Source organism: Janthinobacterium aestuarii, assembly GCF_046113285.1.
GTDB lineage: Bacteria > Pseudomonadota > Gammaproteobacteria > Burkholderiales > Burkholderiaceae_D > Janthinobacterium.
Genome location: NZ_CP142524.1, coordinates 3,805,225 through 3,826,323, shown reverse-complemented (window position 1 = coordinate 3,826,323; position 21,099 = coordinate 3,805,225). Strand labels below are relative to the sequence as shown.

The window sequence follows — 21,099 nt, the reverse complement described above, 5'->3', positions numbered from 1 at the left end:
TGCTGCACCTTTCCGCCCATCGTTCAACGGATAGGACAACGGTCTTCTAAACCGTGAATGGGGGTTCGATTCCCTCTGGGCGGACCAGTTCATGCTGGTCATGCACGCGACAGCCTGTCGCATTGCCATCACTCTTCATCTTTTGCCTGCCTGCCGTGTCACGGCTGCGCAAACAGTACCACGCTCAGCAAATATAACAGCGGCGCCGCGCACAGCAGCGCGGATAGTAGCGACCCCATTTTCTTGCTGGCCAGCCGGGCCAGGCGCAGCCGTTCCCGCGCGGGCAAGTGCTGGCGGATCACGCTGCGCGCGCGTGGCTGAAACGGTTGTTCGTGCATGAGATCTCCCTCGTCGATCAGCAGTGGATGCCGTCGAGCATAGCGAGGGGGATCTAAAAATGGTGTAAAAAGCGTGCCTGGCGCCGCAAGCGCGGTGTAAAGATGCGGCTGGCATGGAGGCGGCAGCGGGCGATGTTGCGCCGCTGCCGCTGGTGATGCTTACTTTCCCTGGCGGCGGCGTGCCAGGAAGCCCAGCAGGCCCAGGCCGGCGAGCAGCATGGCATAGGTTTCAGGTTCCGGCACGGCGGAAATGAAGGCCCTGTAGTTGCTCAGGTCCTTGGGCAGGCCCGCCACCGTGAACGTGGTGCCGGCAGCCACTGGCGCGGCCCAGTGGAACACCAGTTCGCCCTGGCCGAAGTGGATGGCCAGATAGTCATAGGCGGCCGCGCTCGTATAGGAATTGACCCCGCCGCTCAGGCCTGCCGTGGTGCCGGCAGTGCAGCCCGAAGTGGCGCTGTCGCAATACGAAACGGCGGCGCCCAGGCTGCTGCCGAACACGCCATTGATGTAGCCCTGGATGTCCGAGGGGCTCTGCGGCACCAGATTATCGTCATAATATTTCACCTCCAATGCCGGTGATGGCGAATAGGTGACGGTGCTGCCGGCAATGACGAAACCGCTGGCCGGCCCCACATCAACCCAGGTGGCCGCTTGCGCTGCACTTGCCAGTACGGTCATTGCGGCCAGCATGGATGCCTTGACGGCAATGCTTTTTATGCTTTTCATGAAAATCCCCTTGTGCTTGAGACAGTTGCTACATCGTGTAGGGATACGCCCCTGCCTGCCGGGGAAGTCATCCCATTGCCCGTTTTTAGCTGCTATTTCCTGCGCGTACTGAGTACGCAAATGCAAGCTTACTCTTGATGTAAATTAATGCAATTTTAATAATTCTATTGGTTTGCTTGACAACATCGCATACGGCTATGTATGGATGTGCCAGCGATGGCCAACATGACGTTAGGAAATAGCGTGACAAGGCGCGCCAGCTTGTGCTAGCGGCGTTCGGACTTGGGAAAAGGGGAGGCGGGTGCTTCAGTCGCTGTTGTTGCTGACGCCAAACAGGCGATCCTTGGCGTTGAGCAGCTTTTGTACCTTGGCGCCCATTTTCATCAGTTGCGCCATCGATTCGGGCGACAGGCGCTGCAAGTCGTCGAACCAGGTGTTGGCCAGGTCGACCAGTTCATACATTTCGCGCATGCGCTCCTGCGCATATTGATCCACGGGTTCCGTGGCCGGGGCCAGCAGCGCTTCGCGCAGCACTGTCAAGGTCGGGGCCACCTCGCGGCGGCGGCGCTCGGCGGCCACCACGCGGAAGATTTGCCACACGTCGCCCAGCGAGGAAAAATACTCGCGCCGGTCGCCGGGGATGCGCGACTGGCGGATCAAGCCCCAGCCCTGCAATTCCTTCAGGCCGATGCTCACGTTCGAGCGCGAAAAACTCAGGTGCTCCGCGATTTCATCCGCGTGCAAAGGATGCTCCGCGACAAACAACAAGGCGTACACTTGCCCCACCGTGCGGTTAAAGCCCCAGCGGCTGCCCATCTCGCCGAAATGGCTGACGAAGGTCAGGATCAGCGGCGTCATTTGGATATTTTGAGTTTTCATAATTATCTGAATTTTTTCACGCCAAACCGCCAGGGTCAATTGATATATGTCATGTTTCGCAGTATTATAAAAAAAATCGAATTTACAGAAAATTCTGAAAACTCAAAAAATATAAGATGACGACCTCGCCACTGTCCTTGCCCCGCTTTATTCTTCCCCGTGCCGCCAGTCTGGCGCAAGGCGGCGCCGCCTTGCTGTGGCTGCCGCAAGCGGCCTTGCTGGCCTGGGCCGTGCAAGCCATGCTCGATGGCGCGCCGTGGCGCGCGGCCCTGTTGCCGGCCGCCGGCGTGCTGCTGCTGGGCGTGCTGCGCGCCGGCTGCGAAGCGTGGGGCGCGCGGCGCATGTATGCGGCGGCGCGCGAGCACCTGTCCACCTTGCGCGGGCAGGTGGCGCAGGCGCTGGCGCGCCGTTCGCCGCTGGACCGCCAGCGCGCGCAGTCGGGCCAGGCGGCCAGCGTCATCGCCGAGCAGGCCGAAGCCATCGTGCCGTATCTGGTGCGCTACAAACCCGCGCGCTGGAAAGTCATGCTCGTGCCGCTCGTGATCCTCGCCGTGGTGACGCCGCTGTCGTGGATCGCCGCCTTGATCCTGCTCATCGCCGCGCCCCTGATTCCCGTCTTCATGGCCCTCGTGGGCATGGGTGCGCAGGCGGCCAGCCGCGCGCAGATGGTGGAAATGGGCAGCATGAACGCCTTTCTGCTGGACCGCCTGCGCGGCCTGGCCACCTTGCGCGCGCTCGATGCCGTCGATGCCACGGCCGCGCGGCTGGACGCCTCGTCGCAATCCGTGCGCCGGCGCACGATGGTGGTGCTGCGCATCGCCTTTTTGTCGTCCGCCGTGCTGGAACTGTTTTCCGCGCTGGGCGTGGCCATGGTGGCGGCGTTCATCGGCTTCTCGCTGCTGGGCAGTCTCGATTTCGGCACCTGGGGCCGCGAACTGACGTTGGGGCAGGGCTTGTTCATCCTGCTGCTGGCGCCCGCGTTCTTCGAGCCGCTGCGCGAGCTGGCCGCCGTCTGGCACGACAAGGCGGCTGGCGAAGCGGGCCTGGCCGGACTGGACGACCTGGCCGCCGAGGGCGTGCCTTTGCCGGGCTTTGGTGCGGAAGTGGCTGCCGTCTCCGCCGCCGCCATGGCGGTGGCGCCGCCGCCCGCCATTGACATCCATCAACTGCGCTTTGCCCATCCCGGCGAAGCGCCCGTGTTCGACGGCTTGGACTTGAGCGTGCGCGCCGGCGAACACGTGGCCCTGCTGGGCGCCAGCGGCGCGGGCAAGACCACCTTGCTGTCCTTGCTGGCCGGCTTGCTGCCCGCCGGCGGCGGCGACATCCGCATCGGCGGCGTGCGCCTGAATGACGGTACGGTCAATACCGTGCGCCAGCGCATGGCCTGGATGGGCCAGCGTCCGCACGTGTTTGCCGCGTCCGTCAGCCAGAACGTGACACTGGGCCGGGCAGGTGCGAACGCCGCGCACGTGACGCAGGCGCTGCACCTGGCCGACCTGGCCAGCGTGGCGCAGGCGCAGCCGGCCGTCATGCTCAGCGATGGCGGCCAGGGCTTGTCCGGCGGTGAAGCCGTGCGCCTGGCCTTGGCCCGCGTGGCCCTGCATCCGCATGCGGACTTGCTGCTGGTCGATGAACCGACGGCCCACCTGGACAGCGAAACGGCGGCGCGCGTCACGGACGCCTTGCTGGCCCTGGCAAAAGGCAAGACCATGCTTGTCGCCACGCACGACCCCGTGCTGGCTGGCCGGCTGCAGCGCACGGTGCAAGTTGATGCCCAGGCGCATGCGCAGACGCAGAAGGCAGAGGCACGCGCATGAAAACATCGCTGATATCGCACCCCGTGCTGCGGCAATTGCTGCTGGTCCAGCCCCGCAAGCTGATCGGGGGCGCCGTGCTGGCGGCCCTGACGGCCGTGGCCGGCATGGCCTTGCTGGGCTTGTCCGGCTGGTTCATCACGGCCACCTCGATCGCCGGCCTGCATGCCTCGACGGCCATCCTGTTCGACGTGTTCGGCCCGTCGGCCGGCATCCGCCTGCTGGCCATCGGCCGCACGGGCTCGCGCTATGCGGAGCGCCTCGTCACGCACGACGCCACGTTCGCCGCCCTGGCGGCCATCCGCGTGCAGCTGTTTCGCGGCTGGTCGCGTCCGGAAGCGGCCAGCCGCCTGCTGCGCCAGCCCGCCAGGCTGCTGTTCCGCCTGACGGCCGATATCGACGCGCTCGAATCGCTGTATCTGCGCCTGCTGGTGCCCGCCTTCACGGCACTGTGCGTGGCCCTGCTGGCCGGCGTGGCGCTGGGCGCGATGCGGTGGCAGCTGGGCCTGGGCCTGGCCGCGTGGCTGCTGGCCGCCGGCGGCGGCATCAGCTGGGTCGTGGCGCGCGGCGCCCGCCGTCCCGCCATCGTGCGTACACGCGCCATCGAAAAACTGCGTTCCGCCACCATCGACCTGGTGGCGGGCCAGACGGACCTGGTGATGGCGGGCCGCATCGACGCCCAGTGCGCCGCGCTGGGACAGATCGACCGCTCGCTGGCCCAAGCCGATGTTGCCCTGCTGCGCCTGGAGACGGCGGCGGGCGCTGCATATGGCGTGGCGGGCAGCGCGACCCTGGCAGGGGTGCTGCTGGCCGTGGCCGCGCTGGTGCAGCAGCAGGCGCTGAACGTGCCGCTGGCGGCCCTGGCCCTGTTGATCGCGCTGACGGCCGTGGAACCGTTTGCGGCACTGCGCCGCGGCGCGCTGGAAGCGGGGCGCATGCTGCTGGCCATGCGCCGCCTGGCGCCGCGCCTCGATGCTCAGGAGATCGCAGTGCCGCCGGCTGACGGCGCACCGGGCTTGCGCCTGGAACATGTCAGCGCCGCGCATGCGGGCAGCCATGTCGCCATCTTGCACGACGTATCGCTGCACATCGGCGAGGGCGAGCGCGTGGCCTTGATCGGCCCCAGCGGCGCGGGCAAATCGACCTTGCTGGCCATCGCCGCGCGCGAGCTGGCGCCGCTGTCGGGCACGGTGCACGCGGGCCGCGCCTGTTTGTTCACGCAGAAGACGGAATTGTTCCAGGACAGCTTGCGCGACAACCTGCGCCTGGCCGACCCGTCCGCCAGCGATGCGCAGCTGTGGGCGGCGCTGCAGGCAGCCGGCCTGGACGACGAGGTGCGTGCCTTCGCGGACGGCCTCGATACCATGCTGGGCGAGGGCGGCCTGGGCTTGTCGGGCGGCCAGGCGCGCCGCTTGGCGCTGGCGCGGCTGTTCCTGCACGCATCGACCTTGTGGCTGCTGGACGAGGCGACGGAAGCGCTCAATGCGCAGACGGCGATCGATGTCCTGCAGCGCCTGGGCGCGCGCTGCGAAGGGCGCAGCTTGCTGATCGCCACCCACTTGCGGCGCGAAGCGGCGCTGGCGGACCGGCTGATCAGCCTGCGCGATGGCCGTATCGTCGGCGACGCGCGCCGTGGCACGCCAGCCTTCGAGGCGGCGCTGGCGGGCCTGCGCGCAGATTAAGGAGTGAAGGGAAGACTGGAGACACAGGCGGTCCGTATGCCAGCGTGAGGGCGGCGGACCAATCGAATCGCATCAGATAGATACCAAGTTTACACACAGTAGGGAAATACCAAGGAAATCATATGGACTTCGATATTGTCGCTTTATCCAGACTGCAGTTCGCGCTGACAGCTCTGTACCACTTTATATTCGTTCCGCTGACGATAGGGCTGTCAGTGATCCTCGCCATCATGGAGACGGTCTATGTGATGACGAACCGTCCCATCTGGCGCGACATGACCAAGTTCTGGGGTGTCTTGTTCGGCATCAACTTCGCCATGGGCGTGGCGACGGGCGTCGTCATGGAATTCCAGTTCGGCATGAACTGGAGCTATTACAGCCATTATGTGGGCGACATTTTCGGCGCGCCGCTGGCCATCGAGGGCTTGATGGCTTTCTTCCTGGAAGCGACCTTCGTCGGCCTGTTCTTCTTCGGCTGGGACAAGCTGTCGAAGCGGGGCCACCTGGTCACCACCTGGCTGGTGGCCATCGGCTCGAACTTCTCGGCCCTGTGGATTTTGATCGCCAACGGCTGGATGCAAAATCCCGTCGGCGCGGCCTTCAATCCGCAGACCATGCGCATGGAAGTGACGGATTTCGGCGCCGTGCTGACGAACCCCGTGGCACAGGCGAAATTCGTGCACACGGTGTCGGCCGGCTATACGGCGGCGGCCATCTTCGTGCTGGGTATTTCCGCCTGGTATCTGCTGAAGGGCCGCCATGTACAGCTGGCCAAGCGCTCGATGACGGTGGCCGCCTCGTTCGGCCTGGCCGCCACCTTGTCGGTGGTGGTGCTCGGTGACGAAAGCGGCTACCTGTCGTCCGAACATCAAAAGATGAAGCTGGCCGCGATCGAAGCCATGTGGACCACGGAGCCGGCGCCCGCCGCCTTCACGGCCATCGGCTTTCCCGACGCGAAAGCGCGCGAGACGCATTACGCCGTGCATATCCCGATGGTGATGGGCTTGATCGGCACGCGTTCGCTGACGACGGAAATCCCCGGCATCGAGCAATTGGTCGACCGCGGCGAGCTGCTGATCCAGGATGGCATCAAGGCGTACGACGCGCTGCAAACCATCCGCAGCGTGGCGCCGGGCAGCCCCGTGCCGCAAGAGGCGAAAGACATGTTCGAGTCGAAAGGCCAGTCCATGGGCTATGCCTTGCTGCTGAAACGCTATGTCGACGATCCGCGCCAGGCCACGCCCGAGCAGATCCGCCAGGCCGCGCTCGACACCGTGCCGCCCGTGGGGCCCTTGTTCTGGTCCTTCCGCGTGATGGTGGGCCTGGGCATGTTCTTTATTTTGCTGACCGGCACCTTCTTCATTCTGTCGACGCGCCGCACCCTGGACAAGCATCGCTGGCTGCTGAAGCTGGCCGTGTTCGCCATCCCGTTGCCGTGGGTGGCCATCGAGGCGGGCTGGATCGTGGCCGAAGTGGGCCGCCAGCCATGGGTCATCGAAGGCGTGCTGCCGACGGCCGTGGCCGTCTCCAACCTGGGGGCGTCGACGCTCCTGATTACCATCGTCGGCTTTGCCGCCATCTACACCGTGCTGTTGATTATCGAGATGAAGCTCATGCTCAAGGCCATCCGCAAGGGGCCGGAAGAGACGCCGCGGGCTCCCGTGCCGGCGGCCGCAGCCATTCATACTCAACGCGCCTGAGGAGGGCCAGACCATGATTTTGCATGAAATGATTTCTTACGAAACCCTGCGCCTGATCTGGTGGCTGCTGATCGGCATATTGCTGGTGGGCTTTGCCATCACGGACGGCTTCGACTTGGGCACGGGCATCCTGCTGCCGTTCGCCGGCAAGACGGACCTCGAGCGCCGCGTCATCATCAACAGCATCGGCCCCGTATGGGAAGGCAACCAGGTATGGCTGATCCTCGGCGGCGGCGCCATCTTTGCCGCCTGGCCGCAGCTGTACGCCGTCTCGTTCTCGGGCTTTTACCTGGCCATGTTCGTCATCCTGGTGGCGCTGATCGTGCGTCCCGTCGCGTTCAAGTTCCGCAGCAAGCGCGAAGACCCGCGCTGGCGCGCCCGCTGGGACGCGGCCCTGTTCGTGGGCGGCTTCGTGCCGGCCCTGATCTGCGGCGTGGCCATCGGCAACGTGCTGCAGGGCGTACCGTTCCGTTTCTCGCCGGACATGCATATCTTCTATGACGGCAGCTTCTTTGCGCTGCTCAACCCGTTCGCCTTGCTGTGCGGCCTCGTCTCGGTGGCCATGCTGGTGATGCACGGCGCCACCTGGCTGCAAGTGAAAACGGACGGTGCCGTGGCGGAACGTTCGCGCCGTTACGGCAGCGTGGCGGCAATCGCCACGGTCGTGCTGTATGCGGCAGCCGGCGTGGCCCTGTGGCTGTGGGTCGATGGCTACCGCGTCACCAGCGCCGTCGTCGTCGATGGCCCGTCGAACCCGATGCTGAAAACGGCGCAAGTGCACGTGGGCGCCTGGTTCCTCAACTTTGCCGCCCATCCGTGGACCTGGATCGCCCCTGCGGCCGGTTTGCTGGGTCCCTTGCTGGCGTTCGCCTTGCTGCGCGCGCGCCGCGAAGTGCCCGCCTTGCTGGCCAGCGCGGCCAGCATTGCCGGCATCATCCTCAGCGTGGGCGCGGCCATGTTCCCGTTCATCCTGCCATCGTCGATCGATCCGCGCGCCAGCCTGACGGTGTGGGATTCCTCGTCCAGCCACATGACCCTGTTCATCATGCTGGTCGTCACGGCCGTCTTCATCCCCCTCATCGTGGCGTACACGACGTGGGTGTATAAAGTGCTGTGGGGTAAGGTTGACGGCAAAGCCATCGAAGACGACAGCGGTCACGCTTATTGAGAACACCTAACTAAACCTACTGCGCGTCGCCCTTTGCGGCCGGCGATGCTCACCGTACTGGAGTACGGTTGCGCTTCTCGACCACAAATCGCTGCCGCTCACTACGGTTTTGTTAGGTGTCGTTAGTTTGATAGTAAAAACGATCAAGCTGGAATTGAAGAAAGGAAATAATTATGTGGTACTTCGCCTGGATACTGGGTCTTCCGCTGGCGGCGACGTTCGCCGTGCTCAATGCGATGTGGTATGAAGTCGCCGATGGCGACACGACGCCCGAGCAGTACCGCGACACGCCGAACTAGTCGCGCCTGAATTTGATCTGCCCCGCCCGGTGCAATGGTTTTGCCATTGCCGCCCGGCGGGGCATTTTTATGGTTTTTCGCGGATTTCAGTCAAGCAAATCCCGCCATGCCGTGAAAGAGGAAAGATTTGTTGTACGGCCAACACGGTATTCGCCGCCGTACCGGCAGAACTTCACTGAGCCGTGCCGAACGCACGGCTTTTCATTGCCCGCTCCCTGCATTGTCATCGACGCGACGTACGTCCGCGGATCGAGCCGGTCTGCACAGGCGGAAATTCGCTAACACTTGCCCTTGCACACTTCACATCATTTGATAATAAATTTGTGATTTTTGTTTTGTTTTTGTTGTTTTCATTTATTTTTATTAAATTTACTTTAAATCGCCAAAATTAAGCTGTAAAATAAGTTGCTTCCTATAAATATAGAGTGACGATTTGGCAATGAACTTGACTTCGAATGATCGCCTCTCACTCATGCGAGAGCAATGTCATCTCGGTAGCTGAACCAGAGGCAAGCATAGTTAATTCAAGGAAAATATTATGAGCATGATAAGGGGACTCAAGCTAACGCACCGTCTGGCTGTACTGATTGTGATCTTTTCGGTCGGTTTCATCCTCTATGGCCTGTGGTCGTTCAAGACTCTGCAAGAATGGAAAGTGAACGGCTCTGTTTATCAGAAAATAGTGCAAAGCAAGGATCTGATTGCGGACGTGTTGCCACCGCCGGAGTACATACTGGAATCCTATCTGGTCAGTTTTCAGCTGCTGGCGACCGAGGATCGTGCCGAACAGGCGCAGTTAATCGCACGATTTAACACGCTCAAACGTGATTACGATGAGCGCCATGCATTCTGGAAGGGCGCGACACTGGATGCCGATATCGCCGGGCTGCTGCTGAACAAGGCGCATGCGCCGGCGCTGGCCTTCTACACGGTTGCACTGCAACAGTTCATCCCCGCAATAGAGGCACAGGACAAGGCCGGCGCCACCGTTGCGATGAAAAAAATGACGATCAGCTACGCCCAGCATCTGCAGGCCATCAAGCAACTGGTCGAGATGACCAGCCAACGCGCGTCGGCGATAGAGGCGGATTCGAGCGCGCGCATCACGGTGGCGGGCAGCTTGCTGTTGGCGATACTGCTGGTCTCGCTGGGCACGGCGATTGGGGTGGCTGTGCTCATTAGCAAGAGTATTACCAAGCCACTGCAGGACGCCGTGCACGTTGCCCGCATTGTCGCTTCCGGTGACCTGCGCAGCCATATCGCGACCGACTATCGCGACGAGCCGGGCGAATTGATGCGTGCTCTGAAAAGCATGACGGAGAGCCTGCGTCATACGGTGGGCCGTGTGCGTGGTGGTACTGAAACCATCTCGACTGCCTCGCAGGAAATTGCTGCTGGCAATTTGGACCTCTCGGCCAGAACCGAGGCTCAGGCCGGTGCACTGGAGCAAACATCGTCGGCGATGCAGCAGTTAACCAGCAATGTGCAGCAGAATGCCGAAAGCGCTCAGCAAGCCAATCAAGTGGTCTTGTCGGCTTCAGCGGTAGCGGTGCAGGGCGGGCAGGTGGTCGAACGTGTCGTCGCGACCATGGTATCCATCAAGGACAGCTCGAACCGTATCGTCGAGATTATTTCCGTGATCGACGGCATCGCGTTTCAAACGAATATTCTGGCCCTGAACGCGGCTGTCGAAGCGGCGCGCGCCGGTGAGCTGGGGCGCGGTTTTGCTGTCGTCGCATCGGAGGTGCGCGCCCTGGCGCAACGTTCCGCCACGGCCGCCAAAGAGATCAAGCAGCTGATTGCCGAGTCGGTCGAAAAAGTCGAGCTTGGCAGCAATCTGGCCGATGAAGCGGGCGGCACGATGAAGAAAATCGTCTCCTCTGTCCAGCAAGTCGCGGGCATCATGGGGGAAATCGCCGTCGCCAGCCAGGAACAAAACGATGGCATCAAACAGGTGAATCAGGCCATCAGTCAGATGGATGCGGTGACCCAGCAGAATGCCGCCCTGGTCGAGCAGTCGGCGGCGGCAGCGGCCAGCATGCAGGAGCAGGCGGACAGCATGATGCAGGACATGCGCGTGTTCAAATTGCTGGCGTGACCTTGGTGACCGGCCTTGTGCAACCGGGGCCGCGCCTGGCCGGCCAGGAAAGGCATGGGACTCAGGCCGGCGACTTGCTGACTGGTTTTGGGGTGGCAATGGCGATCGGGTCGCTGGCCGGAAAGCTCTCCTTCAGCGCTTCATCGAGCGCTTCCTCGGCATGGCCTTCGCCCGCCGGCGTGGGCGAATCGCGCTCCGGTGGCGGGGCGGGCGTGGTGGCGGCGTTGGTGCTCGAATGCATGGTGATTCCCTCGCGGTGGTGCGCCAGGTAGCCGGGAGGCGGTGGCGCGGGCTGATGCTACCAGCCTAGCACATCGCGCAGGAATGGCGCGCAGGATGCGCCTGCCGCAGGGGCGGATGGCGGCGTCTGCTACACTGCGCTCCACTTTGACCGACGGAATTGCCATGACTTCCCCATCCCTGCCGTACCGCGCCACCGCACTTGACGCCTGTGCCTGGCTGGCGCAACAGACGGGCACCCCGTGGACCCTGGCGCGCCTGCTCGAGCAGGGCGGCTTGCCGTTTATCTGGCTCGACTACAGCGCAGCCTGGGCCGAGCTGTTCCATGACGGCGTGACGCGCTATGCGGCGCCCGTGGTGTTCATCGAGGACAAGCAGCACCTGGCCGCGGGCGCCGGTGATGTCTGGCTGCGTTTTACGCGCGACTCGGGCAATCTCCCCATTGAACTCAAGGGGCAGGGCTTGCGCGTGCCGCTCGATGGCTTGCACTTCCAGGAGCGCGACCTGTTGCGTTTGCTCAAGGAACTGCAGCATCCGCAGCCGGTCGACACGGCAGCGGACAAGGCGCCCGTGGTCTTGCCCAGCGCCTTGAAAGGCCTGGGGCGCGAGCAGATTTTGATTGCCTTCGCCGGCGTGGGCAAGGTCGACCTGGACCAAGGCATGGCCAGCGGCGTGGGCATCTTTGGCGATGATGGGGCGCGCGTGCGCAAGAATTCGCGTGGCGGCAAGAACAGCCATTTGTGGCATCCGGTGACCCTGGCGTTCGGCTTGCACGACGTGCACCGCGTGCCGATGGCGCATTTGAAAAAGGCGTTCGCCACGCAACCGTTGCTGCGCGACTGGAAGGCGGACTGGCTGGAATCGCTGCGCCTGCTGGGAGAGTGACCTTATAACTCGATGGGCGCGACGTCCGTGCCGATATCGGGCGCCGCGTAATGCATGCTGAAATACACGAAAGCGCCGATATTGAGGGCGACCGTGATCCAGAACACGATGCGGAACGAGCGCTTGCTGGACTTGTGGCGCAGCCATTGTTGCGCCAGCACGGCGCCCGGCCAGCCGCACAGCAGTCCCAGCAGCAGCAAGGTGCGCTCCGGGGTGCGCCAGCGGCCCTCCTTGGCGGCGGACTTGTCGATCGCATAGGCAACGAAGCATCCCAGGCTCAGCACGCCATACACGAGGGCAACCAGGGCGGGGATGTGGAAAAAGAAGGTGGCGAGTAAGTACAGTACGACAAAGAGCGCGATGACAAGGTAGGGCATAGTATGTGTTGGCTTGAACGGAGGGCGTGAGTATCCCACATGGGGAGCGATGGCGCCGCCTAAAATAAACAGCCTTGCGCCGTATCGATGTGCACGGCGCGGCGGAGGGCGTGGCCCGTTTTCAGCGCTTCGCGGTCGCTGGACAGGGCGATGCCTTCCAGCGCCAACAGGGTTTCCTTGGCATGCAAGCCGCCCGCAAAGCCCGTCAGCTCGCCCGTGGCACCGACGACGCGGTGGCAGGGGGCGATGATGGAAATGGGGTTCTTTCCGTTGGCGGCGCCCACGGCGCGCACGGCGGCGGGGCGGCCGATCTGGCGCGCGATCTCGCCATAGCTGCGCGTCTGGCCATACGGTATCGTCAGCAGCGCGCGCCAGACTTCCTGCTGAAATGGCGTGCCGGCAAAATCGAGCGGCACCTCAAAATGCTGGCGCGTGCCGGCAAAATATTCATCCAGCTGCCGCGCCGTTTCCTGCAGCACGGCGCAACCGTCATCGACGCGCATGTCGCCCAGGCGCACGCGGTTCGGCTTGTCGTTTTCCCACAGGATGGCGGCCAGGGCTTCCCCGCGCGCCACCAGGGTCAGCTCGCCCACGGGCGAGGGCACCACGATGCAGTCGTATTCCATGTTGGTTCCTTGATCAGATGGCGCCAGTGTAGCAGGCTGGCGGCAGCCTGCGTATTGCGTGTAGGATAGTGTTTTATCGACATGGAGCACCGGCTTTGACGACGATCCCCACCTATGAGACCATTCGCGCGATTGCCCAGCGGCTGGTGCACGAGCGCTATCCCACGGCCGTGGCGGCCATCATCGGCGGCTCGTTCGCCACAGGCCGGCAAACGCCTACTTCCGATATCGACTTGCTGCTGCTGTTCGACCACGTCGATTGCGCCTGGCGCGACACCCTCGTGGCCGAGGGGCGCACGGTGGAACTGTTTGCGCACGACGTGGCCACGTTCACGTATTTTTGCAAGGAAATGGATGCGCCGGGCGGCACGGTGCCGCTGGCGATGATGGTCGTCGAAGGGGAAAACATCGTCGCCGCCGGCGACGCCTACGCGCAGCTGCACGCGCTGGCGCACGCTTTCGACACGGCCGGGCCGCCCGCGCTCGACGCGGAAAACCTGCAGCGCCGCCGCTACGCCATCACCACCGCGCTGGAAGACCTGGTCGACAGCACGCACCCGGGCGAGGCGCTGGCCGTCGCTTGCCAGCTGTACCAAGCGCTGGCCGACCTGCACCTGCGCGCGGCGGGGCAGTGGAGCGGCGGCGGCAAGCACCTGTTCCGCCGCCTGCAGGCCTTTGATCCCGTCATCGCCGGGCAGCTCGATGGCGCGCTGCGCCTGGCCGCCGCCGACTTGCCGGCCGGCCAGCGCGCGTTCGGGCAAGTCGCCGCCGCCGTGCTGGCGCCCGTGGGCGGTCCCTTGCTCGACGGCTTTACCCTGCCGGCGCCCGCGCACTGGCGCGCTTAAAACATCGTGCGCACGGCCAGGCTGATGTTGCGCGGTTCGCCCCAGAAGACGCCGTCGAAGAAGCCCACGTTGCGGTAGTACTTTTTATCGAGCAAGTTATTCACGTTCAGCTGCACGCTGGCGTGGCGGTTGAGCGCATAGCTGGCCATGGCGTTGACCAGTGCATAGCCCGCTTGCGGAATGTCGGTGATGGTTCCCGATGGCGGGCGGCCGTACCACGATTCGCTGTAGGTGGCGCTTTGCGCCGTCATGCTGGCGCCCGCCCTCAAACCGGCCAGGCGGCCGTCGAAGCGGTAGCTGGTGGCCAGGCGCAGCAAATGGCGCGGCTGCGTGGTGGCGGCGCGGCGGCCATCGGCCTCGGCCGCGTGCAGATAGGTATAGCCGCCGCTCGCTTCCCAGGCGGGCGATAACTGGCCGGAGACGTCGAACTCGACGCCCTTGGCCGTCACGCCGGCGCCATTGGCCACCATGGCCTGGCCGCCGTCGGGCAGCAAGAAACCGGGCGGTACCGTGCGGTCGAGTTCCGCCATGTTCTTTTTCTTCGTATGGAACAGGGCGGCCGACGCGTTCAGTTTGCCTTCATAAAATTCGCCCTTGATACCCAGTTCCGCATTGTCTCCCGTTTCCGGCGCCAGGAACTTGTTGTTGCGGTCCTTGCTCGATTGCGGGTTGAACAGCTGCGTGAAGCTGGCGTAGGCCGAATACTGCTTGTTGATATCGAACACGGCGCCCACATACGGCGTGACTTCATTGCGCGTTTCCACGAAGTCGCCGCTGCCCGTGTACGCACCATGCGTATCGTAGTTGCGCGTATCGGTGCGGTAAGTACTGCTGCGCGCGCCGATGATCACATGCAGCGGGTCGGCCAGGCTCAAACGTGTGGCCACATAGCCGCCCGCCAGGCGCGTCACGGTTTCCGTGTGCGAGCCGTCCGGGTGGAACACGGGGCGGGGGATGTTGCCCGTCCAGCTACGGTAATCGGGGACGACGTTCGGGTAGTTGATTTCCGCCTCGCCGCCCAGCGAGCGGGCGCGCTGGTTGCCGCCGTTCCAGCCGGCGATGGCCGTGTGCTTGCGCCCCAGCAAGGTAAACGGGCCGCTGGCGTAGACGTCGAAATTGTCGCCCGTGGTCTTGCCCGGGCCATAGGTGCCCGTCCACAGCAGCATGCCTTCGCCCGTGGCCGGATCGGGCTTGCCGCCGCCCGCATAGGCGATGGTGGTGCGGTTCGTGCTTTCCGTGCGCGCATAACCGAGGTGCAGATTCCAGTTGCCGGGCAGGCGCTGGTCCAGCGACGTGAAGATGGTGTGCTGCTTGTTGGCCCAGGTGCTCCAGGGCGTCGTGAGGCTGGTGTTGCGCGGCAACCTGGCCAGGCTGCCGTCCGCATTCCAGTACGGCACGGCACCCCAGGTGGCGCCTGTCGGCTTGTTGTCCTGGAAGTCGACGCCCGCCGTCAGCAGGGTGCCGGGACGCACGTCCGCCTCAAGGATGGCCATGCCCACCGTCTTGCGCTCGTGGTACATGTCCAGGTAGGAATCGCGTTTTTGCCAGGCCAGGGCCGTGCGCGCGCGCACGCTGCCCTCCGCGTTCAGCGGCGTGGACAGGTCGGCCTCGATCCTCTGGTCATCCCAGCGGCCCATGATGAGGCCGGCGCTGGCCTGGAAGTCCTTCGTCGGCCGCTTGCGTATCATGTTGATGGTGGCCGACGGGTCGCCCGTGCCGCCCATCAGGCCCGTGGCGCCGCGCACGACCTCGATGCGGTCATACAGGATCGTGTCTTGCAGCGGCGCATTGCCGCCGCGCGCCATGCCGTCGATCTGGAGATTGTTGATGCCGAAGCCGCGCGCATAAAATGTCGTGCGCTCCGTATCGTTCTGGCCCACCTGGATGCCCGTCGTCTGCGCCAGCGCCTGGTCCAGCCGCACGGCGCCCAGGTCGTCGAGCAGCTGGCGCGTGATGACGCTGACCGATTGCGGCGTCTCGCGCAGCGACAGGTCCATGCGCGTGGCGCTGCGCGCTTCGCCGGCCGTGTACGACTGCGTGCCTTCCGTCGTCGCGGTCGACTGGCCCAGCACGGTGACGGCGGGCATGGTCACGTCGGCCGCGGCGGCGTCGGCGGCCTGTGCCGGCAGGGCCACGCCGGCGGCAAGACTGAGCAGGCTGATGTGTAATAAACGGGGGCGGGCGCGCAAGGCGGGCTGGCGCGAAGATGAGAAGGCTGTCGTTGATTGCATTATTTTCCTGGATATTTTTAGTCGTGAGTGTTCCTATCTCGTCTGGCGAGCTGCGCAGTAGCTGGGGGATGGCGTAACGCTGGCCCGTGGTCTGGCTTGGATAGCAGTTCCACCGCAAGGCCCGGCGCGGACGGGCAGTGGAAAAGAAAGGCGCGCGATTCCTGTCACTTTTGTGAATAAGAATCATTATCAATATAGGTGATATTTGCCAAATAATCAAGCGTGTGCACCAAAGGAGTGCAGGCAGGAGTGCCGGCAGACCCGGGGCGGCGCATCGGCTTGCCTTCTGCGATAATGCAGGCGCTGACAAATATTTTCCTTAATGAAAGAAATGCATGCGTACATGGATCGCTTGTGCCGGATGGTTGTGTGTCGTCTCGCTGGGTCAGGCCCAGGAACACGCGCCGCCGCCGGCTGTTCCCGCGCCGCTGCAGAGCGCCAGCGTGCCGCCCGCCGCCGATGCCGTTGCGCCACCGCTTGCGCCGGCCACATCCGCGGCATCAGCACCCAAGGCAACGGCGCCAGCAGAGGAAGCCTTGCCACCGCAAACGGTGACGATCACGGCCACCAGCGATGCCAAGGCGCCGCACGTGCGGTTCACGGCATACCGTGAAAGTTATCTGACGGCCAGGAAAGTGTGGCAAGTGTCGAGCGGCAGCGTGGTCATGGCCCTGCGCCTGATTCCTGCCAAGCTGAGCGCCACCATCGACGATGTGCGCGTGGCCTTGCAAGGCAATGGCGCCCCCATGCCGATCAAGGTGTCGGCCGGCGGCGTGTTTGTCGTGCCGCTCAACGATGATATTGCCGCGCAGGACGGCACGTTTTTGGTGAACAAGGGCAGGGGCGAGCTGACGGCCAATATCGTGCTGCAGCCGTCCGTGGCGCGCGATGCGTGGAACGTCACGCGCGTGGGGCAGGTCTTGCGCGACGCCCGGCGCGCCGTGCGGGCCATCACGCCGTGGTACAAGCGGCCGTTCGCCAGCGACGTGCAATCGCTGGCCTTTTGCGCGGCCGAGCGGGGCAGCGCCTTGCAATTGATGGATGGAGAACAGCTGATCGCAACGCTGCCCATGAACGAGGCGGCCGTCAACGACATCAACCAGCCCGTGTTTTGCAAGATTTTCGACGGCGAAGACAAATACCCGGGACACTACCGCGTGGTCATGCCCGAGCAGGCGACGGTGCTGTTGCTGTAATGAACTGCTAGTTAGGCTGGCGCTGCACCAGTTCCAGCGCCGCCGCCAGGGCCAGGTCCATGGTGGCCTGGTGGAAGATCAGCCACTGCGGCAACAGCGACAGCGCATGGCGGCCCTGTTCCAGGTCGCCTTCATCGACGGCGGCCCAGGCATGGTGCAAGCCGCTGAGCACGCGGGCATGCTGTTCGCGGTGGTTGGCCAGCGAGGGAAAGCCGATTTGCTCCATCAAATCCTCTTCCTCGCGGAAATCGCGTTCGACGGCCGCAATCAGCTCGCGAAACGCCACGCTGAAATGCTGGTCGCTTAACTGCCCCAGCCGTGCCAGCTCCTGAAACAGCGCCTCATGCGCCTCGTCGATGGCGGGAACGCCCAGCGCCATCTCATCTTTCCAATGCGATTTACCCATGCCGATGCCCCCGGTGAAGTCCGTCGCGGCGCGAAGCGGACTGTTCCAGTGTGGACGCAGCGAAGGGCGAAATCCATGATCTGGATCAAAAGTATGGTGAAGAGGGGAAGAGGAAAGCAAGACAAAGACAAATGGACGAAGGGAACAATTCCCCACTCGCAATAAAGCGGTCTTAACGATGCGCCGTGTTACCGAGCGCCGCTGAAAAACGCCGCTGGCAAGGCGTCTTTGACGCAGACAGTACGCTAGTACGGCAAGTCAAAGCAACGCAGCCAGCGACGCGCTTGTTCAACTGCCCTCAGCCGCGCGTCTTATTGCTTGGGCCAGTGGGCCCACATGCCCTGCGCATCGACATTCGGCACCTGCAACTGCTGTCCGGCCGACGTCTGCATCGCATCCCTCAGCACGAGGGGCACGAGCATCAGGGCCGACAAGGCGAGGCAGAGCAGCACTTTGAGCGTCAACATGGTCGTCTCCCGGTGTCCCGGCGGCGGCGCGGGGATGCGGCGCCTGCCGGTCATGTCCTATGTACTACCATGCTTGCAGTTTAGTTCATCTGATTGAAACTTCAACTAGTTGCTGTGATGCACTGCACCAGTGACGCCTCTTATTTGGCCTTGCGGCTGCGCCGCGGCTTGCCTGCGGCGGGCAGGAAAGAGTCGAACCACACTTGCGTCAATTGCCGCGTATTTTTCGCCGCTTCGCGCTTGACGGCGGCTGTGGCGTGGCCGCGCGCCGTGTTGGCGATGCGGTTGGCGGCGCTCAGGTACATACTCATCCAGGGGTTTTTCATGGCTAGCCTCGCAAACAGTGGGTGGGGGCGGCGCGGATATGCCGCCATGCCGCTACTGTAGTCCGATGGCCGGCGCTGACCGTGCGGCGGCCCACATAGCCGGGCGGCGCTGGCAATGTGCTGAGGCAGATCAATACACGTCGCGGCGGTAGCGTCCGGCCGCCAGCAGGGCGTCGAGACCGTCCTGGCCCAGCACTTCTTGCAGTACAGCATCGATTCCTGCCGCCATGCCTTGCAGGCTGCCGCACACGTAGACGATGGCGCCTTGCGCCAGCCAATCGCGCAGCTCGCCGACGTTGGCGCGCAGGCGGTCCTGCACGTATTCGCGTTTGCCGCCCTCGTTGCCGTCGCGCGAAAAGACACGGTCCAGGCGCGCCAGGTGGCCAGCGTCCAGCCAGCCTTGCAACTCTGCGCCGCAGATGCCGTCAACAGCTTGCTGGCGCTCGCCGAACAGTAGCCAGTTACGGGCCAGCCCCGCCCGCTGGCGCGCGCGCAGGTGCGACCGCAGGCCTGCCAGGCCGGAACCATTGCCGATATAAATGCAGGGCACGTCGACCAGGGCGGGCGCGAAGGCGGGATTGGCTTGCAGGCGCAAACGGATGTCGGCGCCCACTGGCGCGAAGCGCGTGAGCCAGCCGGAACAGAGACCGTAGCCCCCGTTTTCGCCGCCCGCGTGGCGCTCCTGGCGCACCAGCAATTGCAGTTCGCCATCGGATGGCAGCGACGCGAGCGAATAGCTGCGCGGCGCATGCTGGGCACTTTGCGCGTCGCCCTCGCTGCCATCCGCGTTGCAGGCGATGATTTCCGCCAGCGCGCCCGCTTCCCAGGCAGCATCGGCGGGGCCCGTCAAGGTGATTTCATGCAGTTCGCCGCCCAGGCTGCCCGGGTTCAGCAGCACGCGGCGCGTCAGGCGCCATTCGGCGTACGACGCTTCTTCCTGTACGCCGATGGCGTCGATGGCGCTGCCGCTGCAGCTGGCCAGCGCTTGCGACCAGGCGGCCAGGGCGGCGGGGTCATGCTTGTCCACTTCGATCAGCGGGAACATGGGCGTGGCGCCCAGTGCCTGCAATTGTTGCGCCAGCGCATGGCCAAAGCCGCAGAAGGCGCCGTAATGGCGGTCGCCCAGGGCCAGCATGCCGAATTCCAGGCCCGCCAGCGGCGTGCCCGCCGTTTGTTGCAGCAGGCGCGCGAAGCGGCGCGTGCCGTCCGGCGCCTCGCCTTCGCCAAAGGTGCTGGCGACGATCAGGGCCCGTTCGTACTGGCGCAATTGCGCGGGATCGAAACGGTCCAGCGACTGCACGTCGACGGCCACGCCGGCCTGCTGCAAGGCGCGCGCGCTTTCCAGGGCCAGGCGCTCGGCCTGTCCCGACTGGCTGGCGTAGGCCACCAGGGTCGGTAAACCTGTGTCCGTCTTGCCCGGCGCGCCGGCGCCCAGCAGAGCGCGCTGCGCTTGCACAGCCCGCTTGGCCTTGCGGCGGCCCAGGTACAGCATCCAGCCCGTGATGGCGAACAGGGGCAGGCCCAGGCTGGCCAGGGTGACGATGATGCGGCCGGGCAAGCCAAAATACGTGCCCATGTGCAGCGGATAAATGATGTTGACGAGGCGCTGCCCCAGCGCCTGCTGGCTGTACGGTTCGTTTTCCGTGAGCGTGCCGTCGGCCGGCGCAATGCTCATGCGGCTGCGCGCCCGTTCGTGCGGCGCATCGCCGGCCAGCCACGTGAATTGCACGGCTTCGCCGGGGCGCACGGGCAGACGCACCGTAGCCAGGGTCCAGCCGGGGGCGTGCTGCTGGAAAACGCTCCAGGCCAGGCCGATGTCGGCGGCGGGCGATGGCGCCTGCGGCGCGCCTTTCTTGCCGGGCGCCTGCGCCGTGCGCGGTGGCTTGCCGGCCCAGGCGTCGATATTGTCGCGCACCACGTCATAGCTCCAGTAAATGCCCGTCAGGGTCAGCGCCACATAGACGACCAGGCACCAGGTGCCGGCCACGGCGTGCAGATTCCACAAAAAGGAGCGGCCTTTTAATGCCGGGTCGAAGGTCAGCCAGGTGCGCCAGTCCAGCGGGCGGCGGGGCCAGCGCAGGTACAGGCCGGACAGTGCCAGGCCCAGCAGGCACAGGGCCAGCGCGCCCGCCACTTGCCGGCCCGGGTCGCGCGGCAGCAGCAGCCAGCGGTGCAAGGACTCCGTCCATTCGAAAAATGCCGCGCCCGCCAGCGCGGGCTGGGTGGCGCCCGTGTACGGGTGCAGATAAACGGACTCGCCGCGCCGCTGGCCATGCTTCGGCGCGAAAAACAGGCGGGGCGCCGCGCCCGCCTGCGCATACATGGTGACCGAGGCCACGCGCTGGCCGTGTTCGGCTGCGGCAATGCTGCTCAGCTGTGCCGGCGTCAGCGGTGCGCGCGTTTCCACGGGGACATGGCGCACGCCGGGGTTCATAACGTCGAGCAATTCATCCTTGAAGGCCAGGGTGGCGCCGCTCAGTCCGATGATCACCAGCACCGTGCCGGCCGTGATGCCGATGAACCAGTGCAATTGAAACCACACCTGCTTCCAGTTCCAGTGCCAGCGCCGTTGTTGCGGGACGGCAAGCTGACGAGTCTGCGTCGCATCGTCGGCGCCGGCGCGCGGCAGGGAGTGTGGAAGGGAGGAGGTCGTCATGAAGCGGCTTTCGATAGCGCCGCCATGCTGGGCGTCAGGCATGGCGGGGAAGAAGGAGGATTGACATAGTAACGCAAACGAGAATCATTCGCAAATGATGACTCCCTGTTTTCGCGGGGTGGTGGCCATTCTCGTTTGCC

The 21,099-nt window shown here is 64.4% G+C and carries 20 protein-coding genes and 1 tRNA gene; 10 read left to right on the top strand and 11 right to left on the bottom strand.

Annotated features, from left to right (window positions below; all coding sequences use genetic code 11):
• Positions 1–12 precede the first annotated feature (12 nt).
• Positions 13–87: transfer RNA gene (locus OX462_RS17060), tRNA-Arg, on the top strand.
• A 71-nt stretch (positions 88–158) separates the two neighbouring features.
• Here OX462_RS17060 and OX462_RS17055 read toward each other — a convergent pair.
• The 3 genes from OX462_RS17055 to OX462_RS17045 all read right to left on the bottom strand — a co-directional run bounded on the left by OX462_RS17055 (position 159) and on the right by OX462_RS17045 (position 1,922).
• A complete protein-coding gene (locus tag OX462_RS17055; protein WP_070219514.1) occupies positions 159–338 on the bottom strand; it encodes a hypothetical protein in 180 nt (59 codons plus the stop codon).
• A gap of 159 nt (positions 339–497) precedes the next feature.
• A complete protein-coding gene (locus tag OX462_RS17050; RefSeq protein WP_230505431.1) occupies positions 498–1,064 on the bottom strand; it encodes a PEP-CTERM sorting domain-containing protein in 567 nt (188 codons plus the stop codon).
• Between the two features lie 306 nt (positions 1,065–1,370).
• Positions 1,371–1,922 (bottom strand): GbsR/MarR family transcriptional regulator, encoded by a 552-nt coding sequence (locus OX462_RS17045; protein WP_175444744.1) that lies wholly within the window; start codon positions 1,920–1,922, stop codon positions 1,371–1,373.
• A 137-nt stretch (positions 1,923–2,059) separates the two neighbouring features.
• Here OX462_RS17045 and cydD point away from each other — a divergent pair, with 137 nt between their 5' ends.
• From cydD to OX462_RS17015, 6 genes are all read left to right on the top strand, one after another.
• Positions 2,060–3,760 (top strand): thiol reductant ABC exporter subunit CydD, encoded by a 1,701-nt coding sequence (gene cydD, locus OX462_RS17040; RefSeq protein WP_409026620.1) that lies wholly within the window; start codon positions 2,060–2,062, stop codon positions 3,758–3,760.
• Positions 3,757–5,439, top strand: a complete 1,683-nt coding sequence (locus OX462_RS17035) for an amino acid ABC transporter ATP-binding/permease protein (protein WP_409026619.1) — start codon at positions 3,757–3,759, stop codon at positions 5,437–5,439. The genes cydD and OX462_RS17035 overlap by 4 nt, the downstream gene beginning before the upstream one ends.
• A gap of 122 nt (positions 5,440–5,561) precedes the next feature.
• Positions 5,562–7,139, top strand: coding sequence for a cytochrome ubiquinol oxidase subunit I (locus OX462_RS17030; protein ID WP_409026618.1), 1,578 nt, complete (start codon positions 5,562–5,564; stop codon positions 7,137–7,139).
• A 13-nt stretch (positions 7,140–7,152) separates the two neighbouring features.
• Entirely contained in the window at positions 7,153–8,307 is a 1,155-nt protein-coding gene (gene cydB, locus OX462_RS17025; RefSeq protein ID WP_070222087.1) for a cytochrome d ubiquinol oxidase subunit II, read from the top strand.
• Positions 8,308–8,480: 173 nt separating this feature from the next.
• The gene (gene cydX / locus OX462_RS17020) at positions 8,481–8,606 is read left to right on the top strand and encodes a cytochrome bd-I oxidase subunit CydX (protein WP_070222085.1); all 126 of its coding nucleotides are present in this window, start codon (positions 8,481–8,483) and stop codon (positions 8,604–8,606) included.
• A gap of 538 nt (positions 8,607–9,144) precedes the next feature.
• The gene (locus OX462_RS17015) at positions 9,145–10,704 is read left to right on the top strand and encodes a methyl-accepting chemotaxis protein (RefSeq protein WP_409026617.1); all 1,560 of its coding nucleotides are present in this window, start codon (positions 9,145–9,147) and stop codon (positions 10,702–10,704) included.
• Positions 10,705–10,765: 61 nt separating this feature from the next.
• On the opposite strand, the gene OX462_RS17010 is transcribed toward OX462_RS17015, so the two are convergent.
• Positions 10,766–10,945 (bottom strand): hypothetical protein, encoded by a 180-nt coding sequence (locus tag OX462_RS17010; protein ID WP_070291689.1) that lies wholly within the window; start codon positions 10,943–10,945, stop codon positions 10,766–10,768.
• 164 nt (positions 10,946–11,109) lie between these two features.
• Between OX462_RS17010 and OX462_RS17005 the strand changes: the two genes are divergently transcribed.
• Entirely contained in the window at positions 11,110–11,829 is a 720-nt protein-coding gene (locus tag OX462_RS17005) for a hypothetical protein (protein WP_409026616.1), read from the top strand.
• A 2-nt stretch (positions 11,830–11,831) separates the two neighbouring features.
• On the opposite strand, the gene OX462_RS17000 is transcribed toward OX462_RS17005, so the two are convergent.
• Both OX462_RS17000 and OX462_RS16995 read right to left on the bottom strand, forming a co-directional pair.
• Complete coding sequence (locus OX462_RS17000; RefSeq protein WP_409026615.1) at positions 11,832–12,206, bottom strand: DUF1294 domain-containing protein; 375 nt, start codon at positions 12,204–12,206, stop codon at positions 11,832–11,834.
• A gap of 59 nt (positions 12,207–12,265) precedes the next feature.
• Complete coding sequence (locus OX462_RS16995; protein ID WP_409026614.1) at positions 12,266–12,832, bottom strand: methylated-DNA--[protein]-cysteine S-methyltransferase; 567 nt, start codon at positions 12,830–12,832, stop codon at positions 12,266–12,268.
• Between the two features lie 95 nt (positions 12,833–12,927).
• Between OX462_RS16995 and OX462_RS16990 the strand changes: the two genes are divergently transcribed.
• Entirely contained in the window at positions 12,928–13,677 is a 750-nt protein-coding gene (locus OX462_RS16990; protein WP_409026613.1) for a nucleotidyltransferase domain-containing protein, read from the top strand.
• Here the strand turns inward: OX462_RS16990 and OX462_RS16985 are convergent.
• On the bottom strand, positions 13,674–15,908 hold the full coding sequence (locus tag OX462_RS16985; RefSeq protein WP_409026612.1) for a TonB-dependent siderophore receptor: 2,235 nt from the start codon (positions 15,906–15,908) through the stop codon (positions 13,674–13,676). The two genes, OX462_RS16990 and OX462_RS16985, sit on opposite strands and share 4 nt — an antisense overlap.
• A gap of 335 nt (positions 15,909–16,243) precedes the next feature.
• On the opposite strand from OX462_RS16985, the gene OX462_RS16980 reads away from it, so the two are divergent.
• Positions 16,244–17,104 (top strand): hypothetical protein, encoded by an 861-nt coding sequence (locus tag OX462_RS16980; protein ID WP_143449901.1) that lies wholly within the window; start codon positions 16,244–16,246, stop codon positions 17,102–17,104.
• 7 nt (positions 17,105–17,111) lie between these two features.
• On the opposite strand, the gene OX462_RS16975 is transcribed toward OX462_RS16980, so the two are convergent.
• The 4 genes from OX462_RS16975 to OX462_RS16960 form a co-directional block, all read right to left on the bottom strand.
• Entirely contained in the window at positions 17,112–17,510 is a 399-nt protein-coding gene (locus tag OX462_RS16975) for a bacteriohemerythrin (protein ID WP_070222077.1), read from the bottom strand.
• 311 nt (positions 17,511–17,821) lie between these two features.
• Positions 17,822–17,977 carry a hypothetical protein gene (locus OX462_RS16970; protein ID WP_157792430.1) on the bottom strand — a complete coding sequence of 52 codons (156 nt, stop codon included), beginning with the start codon at positions 17,975–17,977 and terminating at the stop codon, positions 17,822–17,824.
• Between the two features lie 140 nt (positions 17,978–18,117).
• Positions 18,118–18,303, bottom strand: a complete 186-nt coding sequence (locus OX462_RS16965; RefSeq protein ID WP_070222074.1) for a hypothetical protein — start codon at positions 18,301–18,303, stop codon at positions 18,118–18,120.
• A 130-nt stretch (positions 18,304–18,433) separates the two neighbouring features.
• Positions 18,434–20,959 carry a PepSY domain-containing protein gene (locus OX462_RS16960; protein ID WP_409026611.1) on the bottom strand — a complete coding sequence of 842 codons (2,526 nt, stop codon included), beginning with the start codon at positions 20,957–20,959 and terminating at the stop codon, positions 18,434–18,436.
• Positions 20,960–21,099 lie beyond the last annotated feature (140 nt).

Bases quoted from the DNA above. Each gene is read 5' to 3' on its own strand.
- OX462_RS17055 (WP_070219514.1), bottom strand. From the start codon at position 338: ATGCACGAACAACCGTTTCAGCCACGCGCGCGCAGCGTGATCCGCCAG.
- OX462_RS17050 (WP_230505431.1), bottom strand. From the start codon at position 1,064: ATGAAAAGCATAAAAAGCATTGCCGTCAAGGCATCCATGCTGGCCGCA.
- OX462_RS17045 (WP_175444744.1), bottom strand. From the start codon at position 1,922: ATGACGCCGCTGATCCTGACCTTCGTCAGCCATTTCGGCGAGATGGGC.
- cydD (WP_409026620.1), top strand. From the start codon at position 2,060: ATGACGACCTCGCCACTGTCCTTGCCCCGCTTTATTCTTCCCCGTGCC.
- OX462_RS17035 (WP_409026619.1), top strand. From the start codon at position 3,757: ATGAAAACATCGCTGATATCGCACCCCGTGCTGCGGCAATTGCTGCTG.
- OX462_RS17030 (WP_409026618.1), top strand. From the start codon at position 5,562: ATGGACTTCGATATTGTCGCTTTATCCAGACTGCAGTTCGCGCTGACA.
- cydB (WP_070222087.1), top strand. From the start codon at position 7,153: ATGATTTTGCATGAAATGATTTCTTACGAAACCCTGCGCCTGATCTGG.
- cydX (WP_070222085.1), top strand. From the start codon at position 8,481: ATGTGGTACTTCGCCTGGATACTGGGTCTTCCGCTGGCGGCGACGTTC.
- OX462_RS17015 (WP_409026617.1), top strand. From the start codon at position 9,145: ATGAGCATGATAAGGGGACTCAAGCTAACGCACCGTCTGGCTGTACTG.
- OX462_RS17010 (WP_070291689.1), bottom strand. From the start codon at position 10,945: ATGCATTCGAGCACCAACGCCGCCACCACGCCCGCCCCGCCACCGGAG.
- OX462_RS17005 (WP_409026616.1), top strand. From the start codon at position 11,110: ATGACTTCCCCATCCCTGCCGTACCGCGCCACCGCACTTGACGCCTGT.
- OX462_RS17000 (WP_409026615.1), bottom strand. From the start codon at position 12,206: ATGCCCTACCTTGTCATCGCGCTCTTTGTCGTACTGTACTTACTCGCC.
- OX462_RS16995 (WP_409026614.1), bottom strand. From the start codon at position 12,832: ATGGAATACGACTGCATCGTGGTGCCCTCGCCCGTGGGCGAGCTGACC.
- OX462_RS16985 (WP_409026612.1), bottom strand. From the start codon at position 15,908: ATGCAATCAACGACAGCCTTCTCATCTTCGCGCCAGCCCGCCTTGCGC.
- OX462_RS16980 (WP_143449901.1), top strand. From the start codon at position 16,244: ATGCGTACATGGATCGCTTGTGCCGGATGGTTGTGTGTCGTCTCGCTG.
- OX462_RS16975 (WP_070222077.1), bottom strand. From the start codon at position 17,510: ATGGGTAAATCGCATTGGAAAGATGAGATGGCGCTGGGCGTTCCCGCC.
- OX462_RS16970 (WP_157792430.1), bottom strand. From the start codon at position 17,977: ATGTTGACGCTCAAAGTGCTGCTCTGCCTCGCCTTGTCGGCCCTGATG.
- OX462_RS16965 (WP_070222074.1), bottom strand. From the start codon at position 18,303: ATGAAAAACCCCTGGATGAGTATGTACCTGAGCGCCGCCAACCGCATC.
- OX462_RS16960 (WP_409026611.1), bottom strand. From the start codon at position 20,959: ATGACGACCTCCTCCCTTCCACACTCCCTGCCGCGCGCCGGCGCCGAC.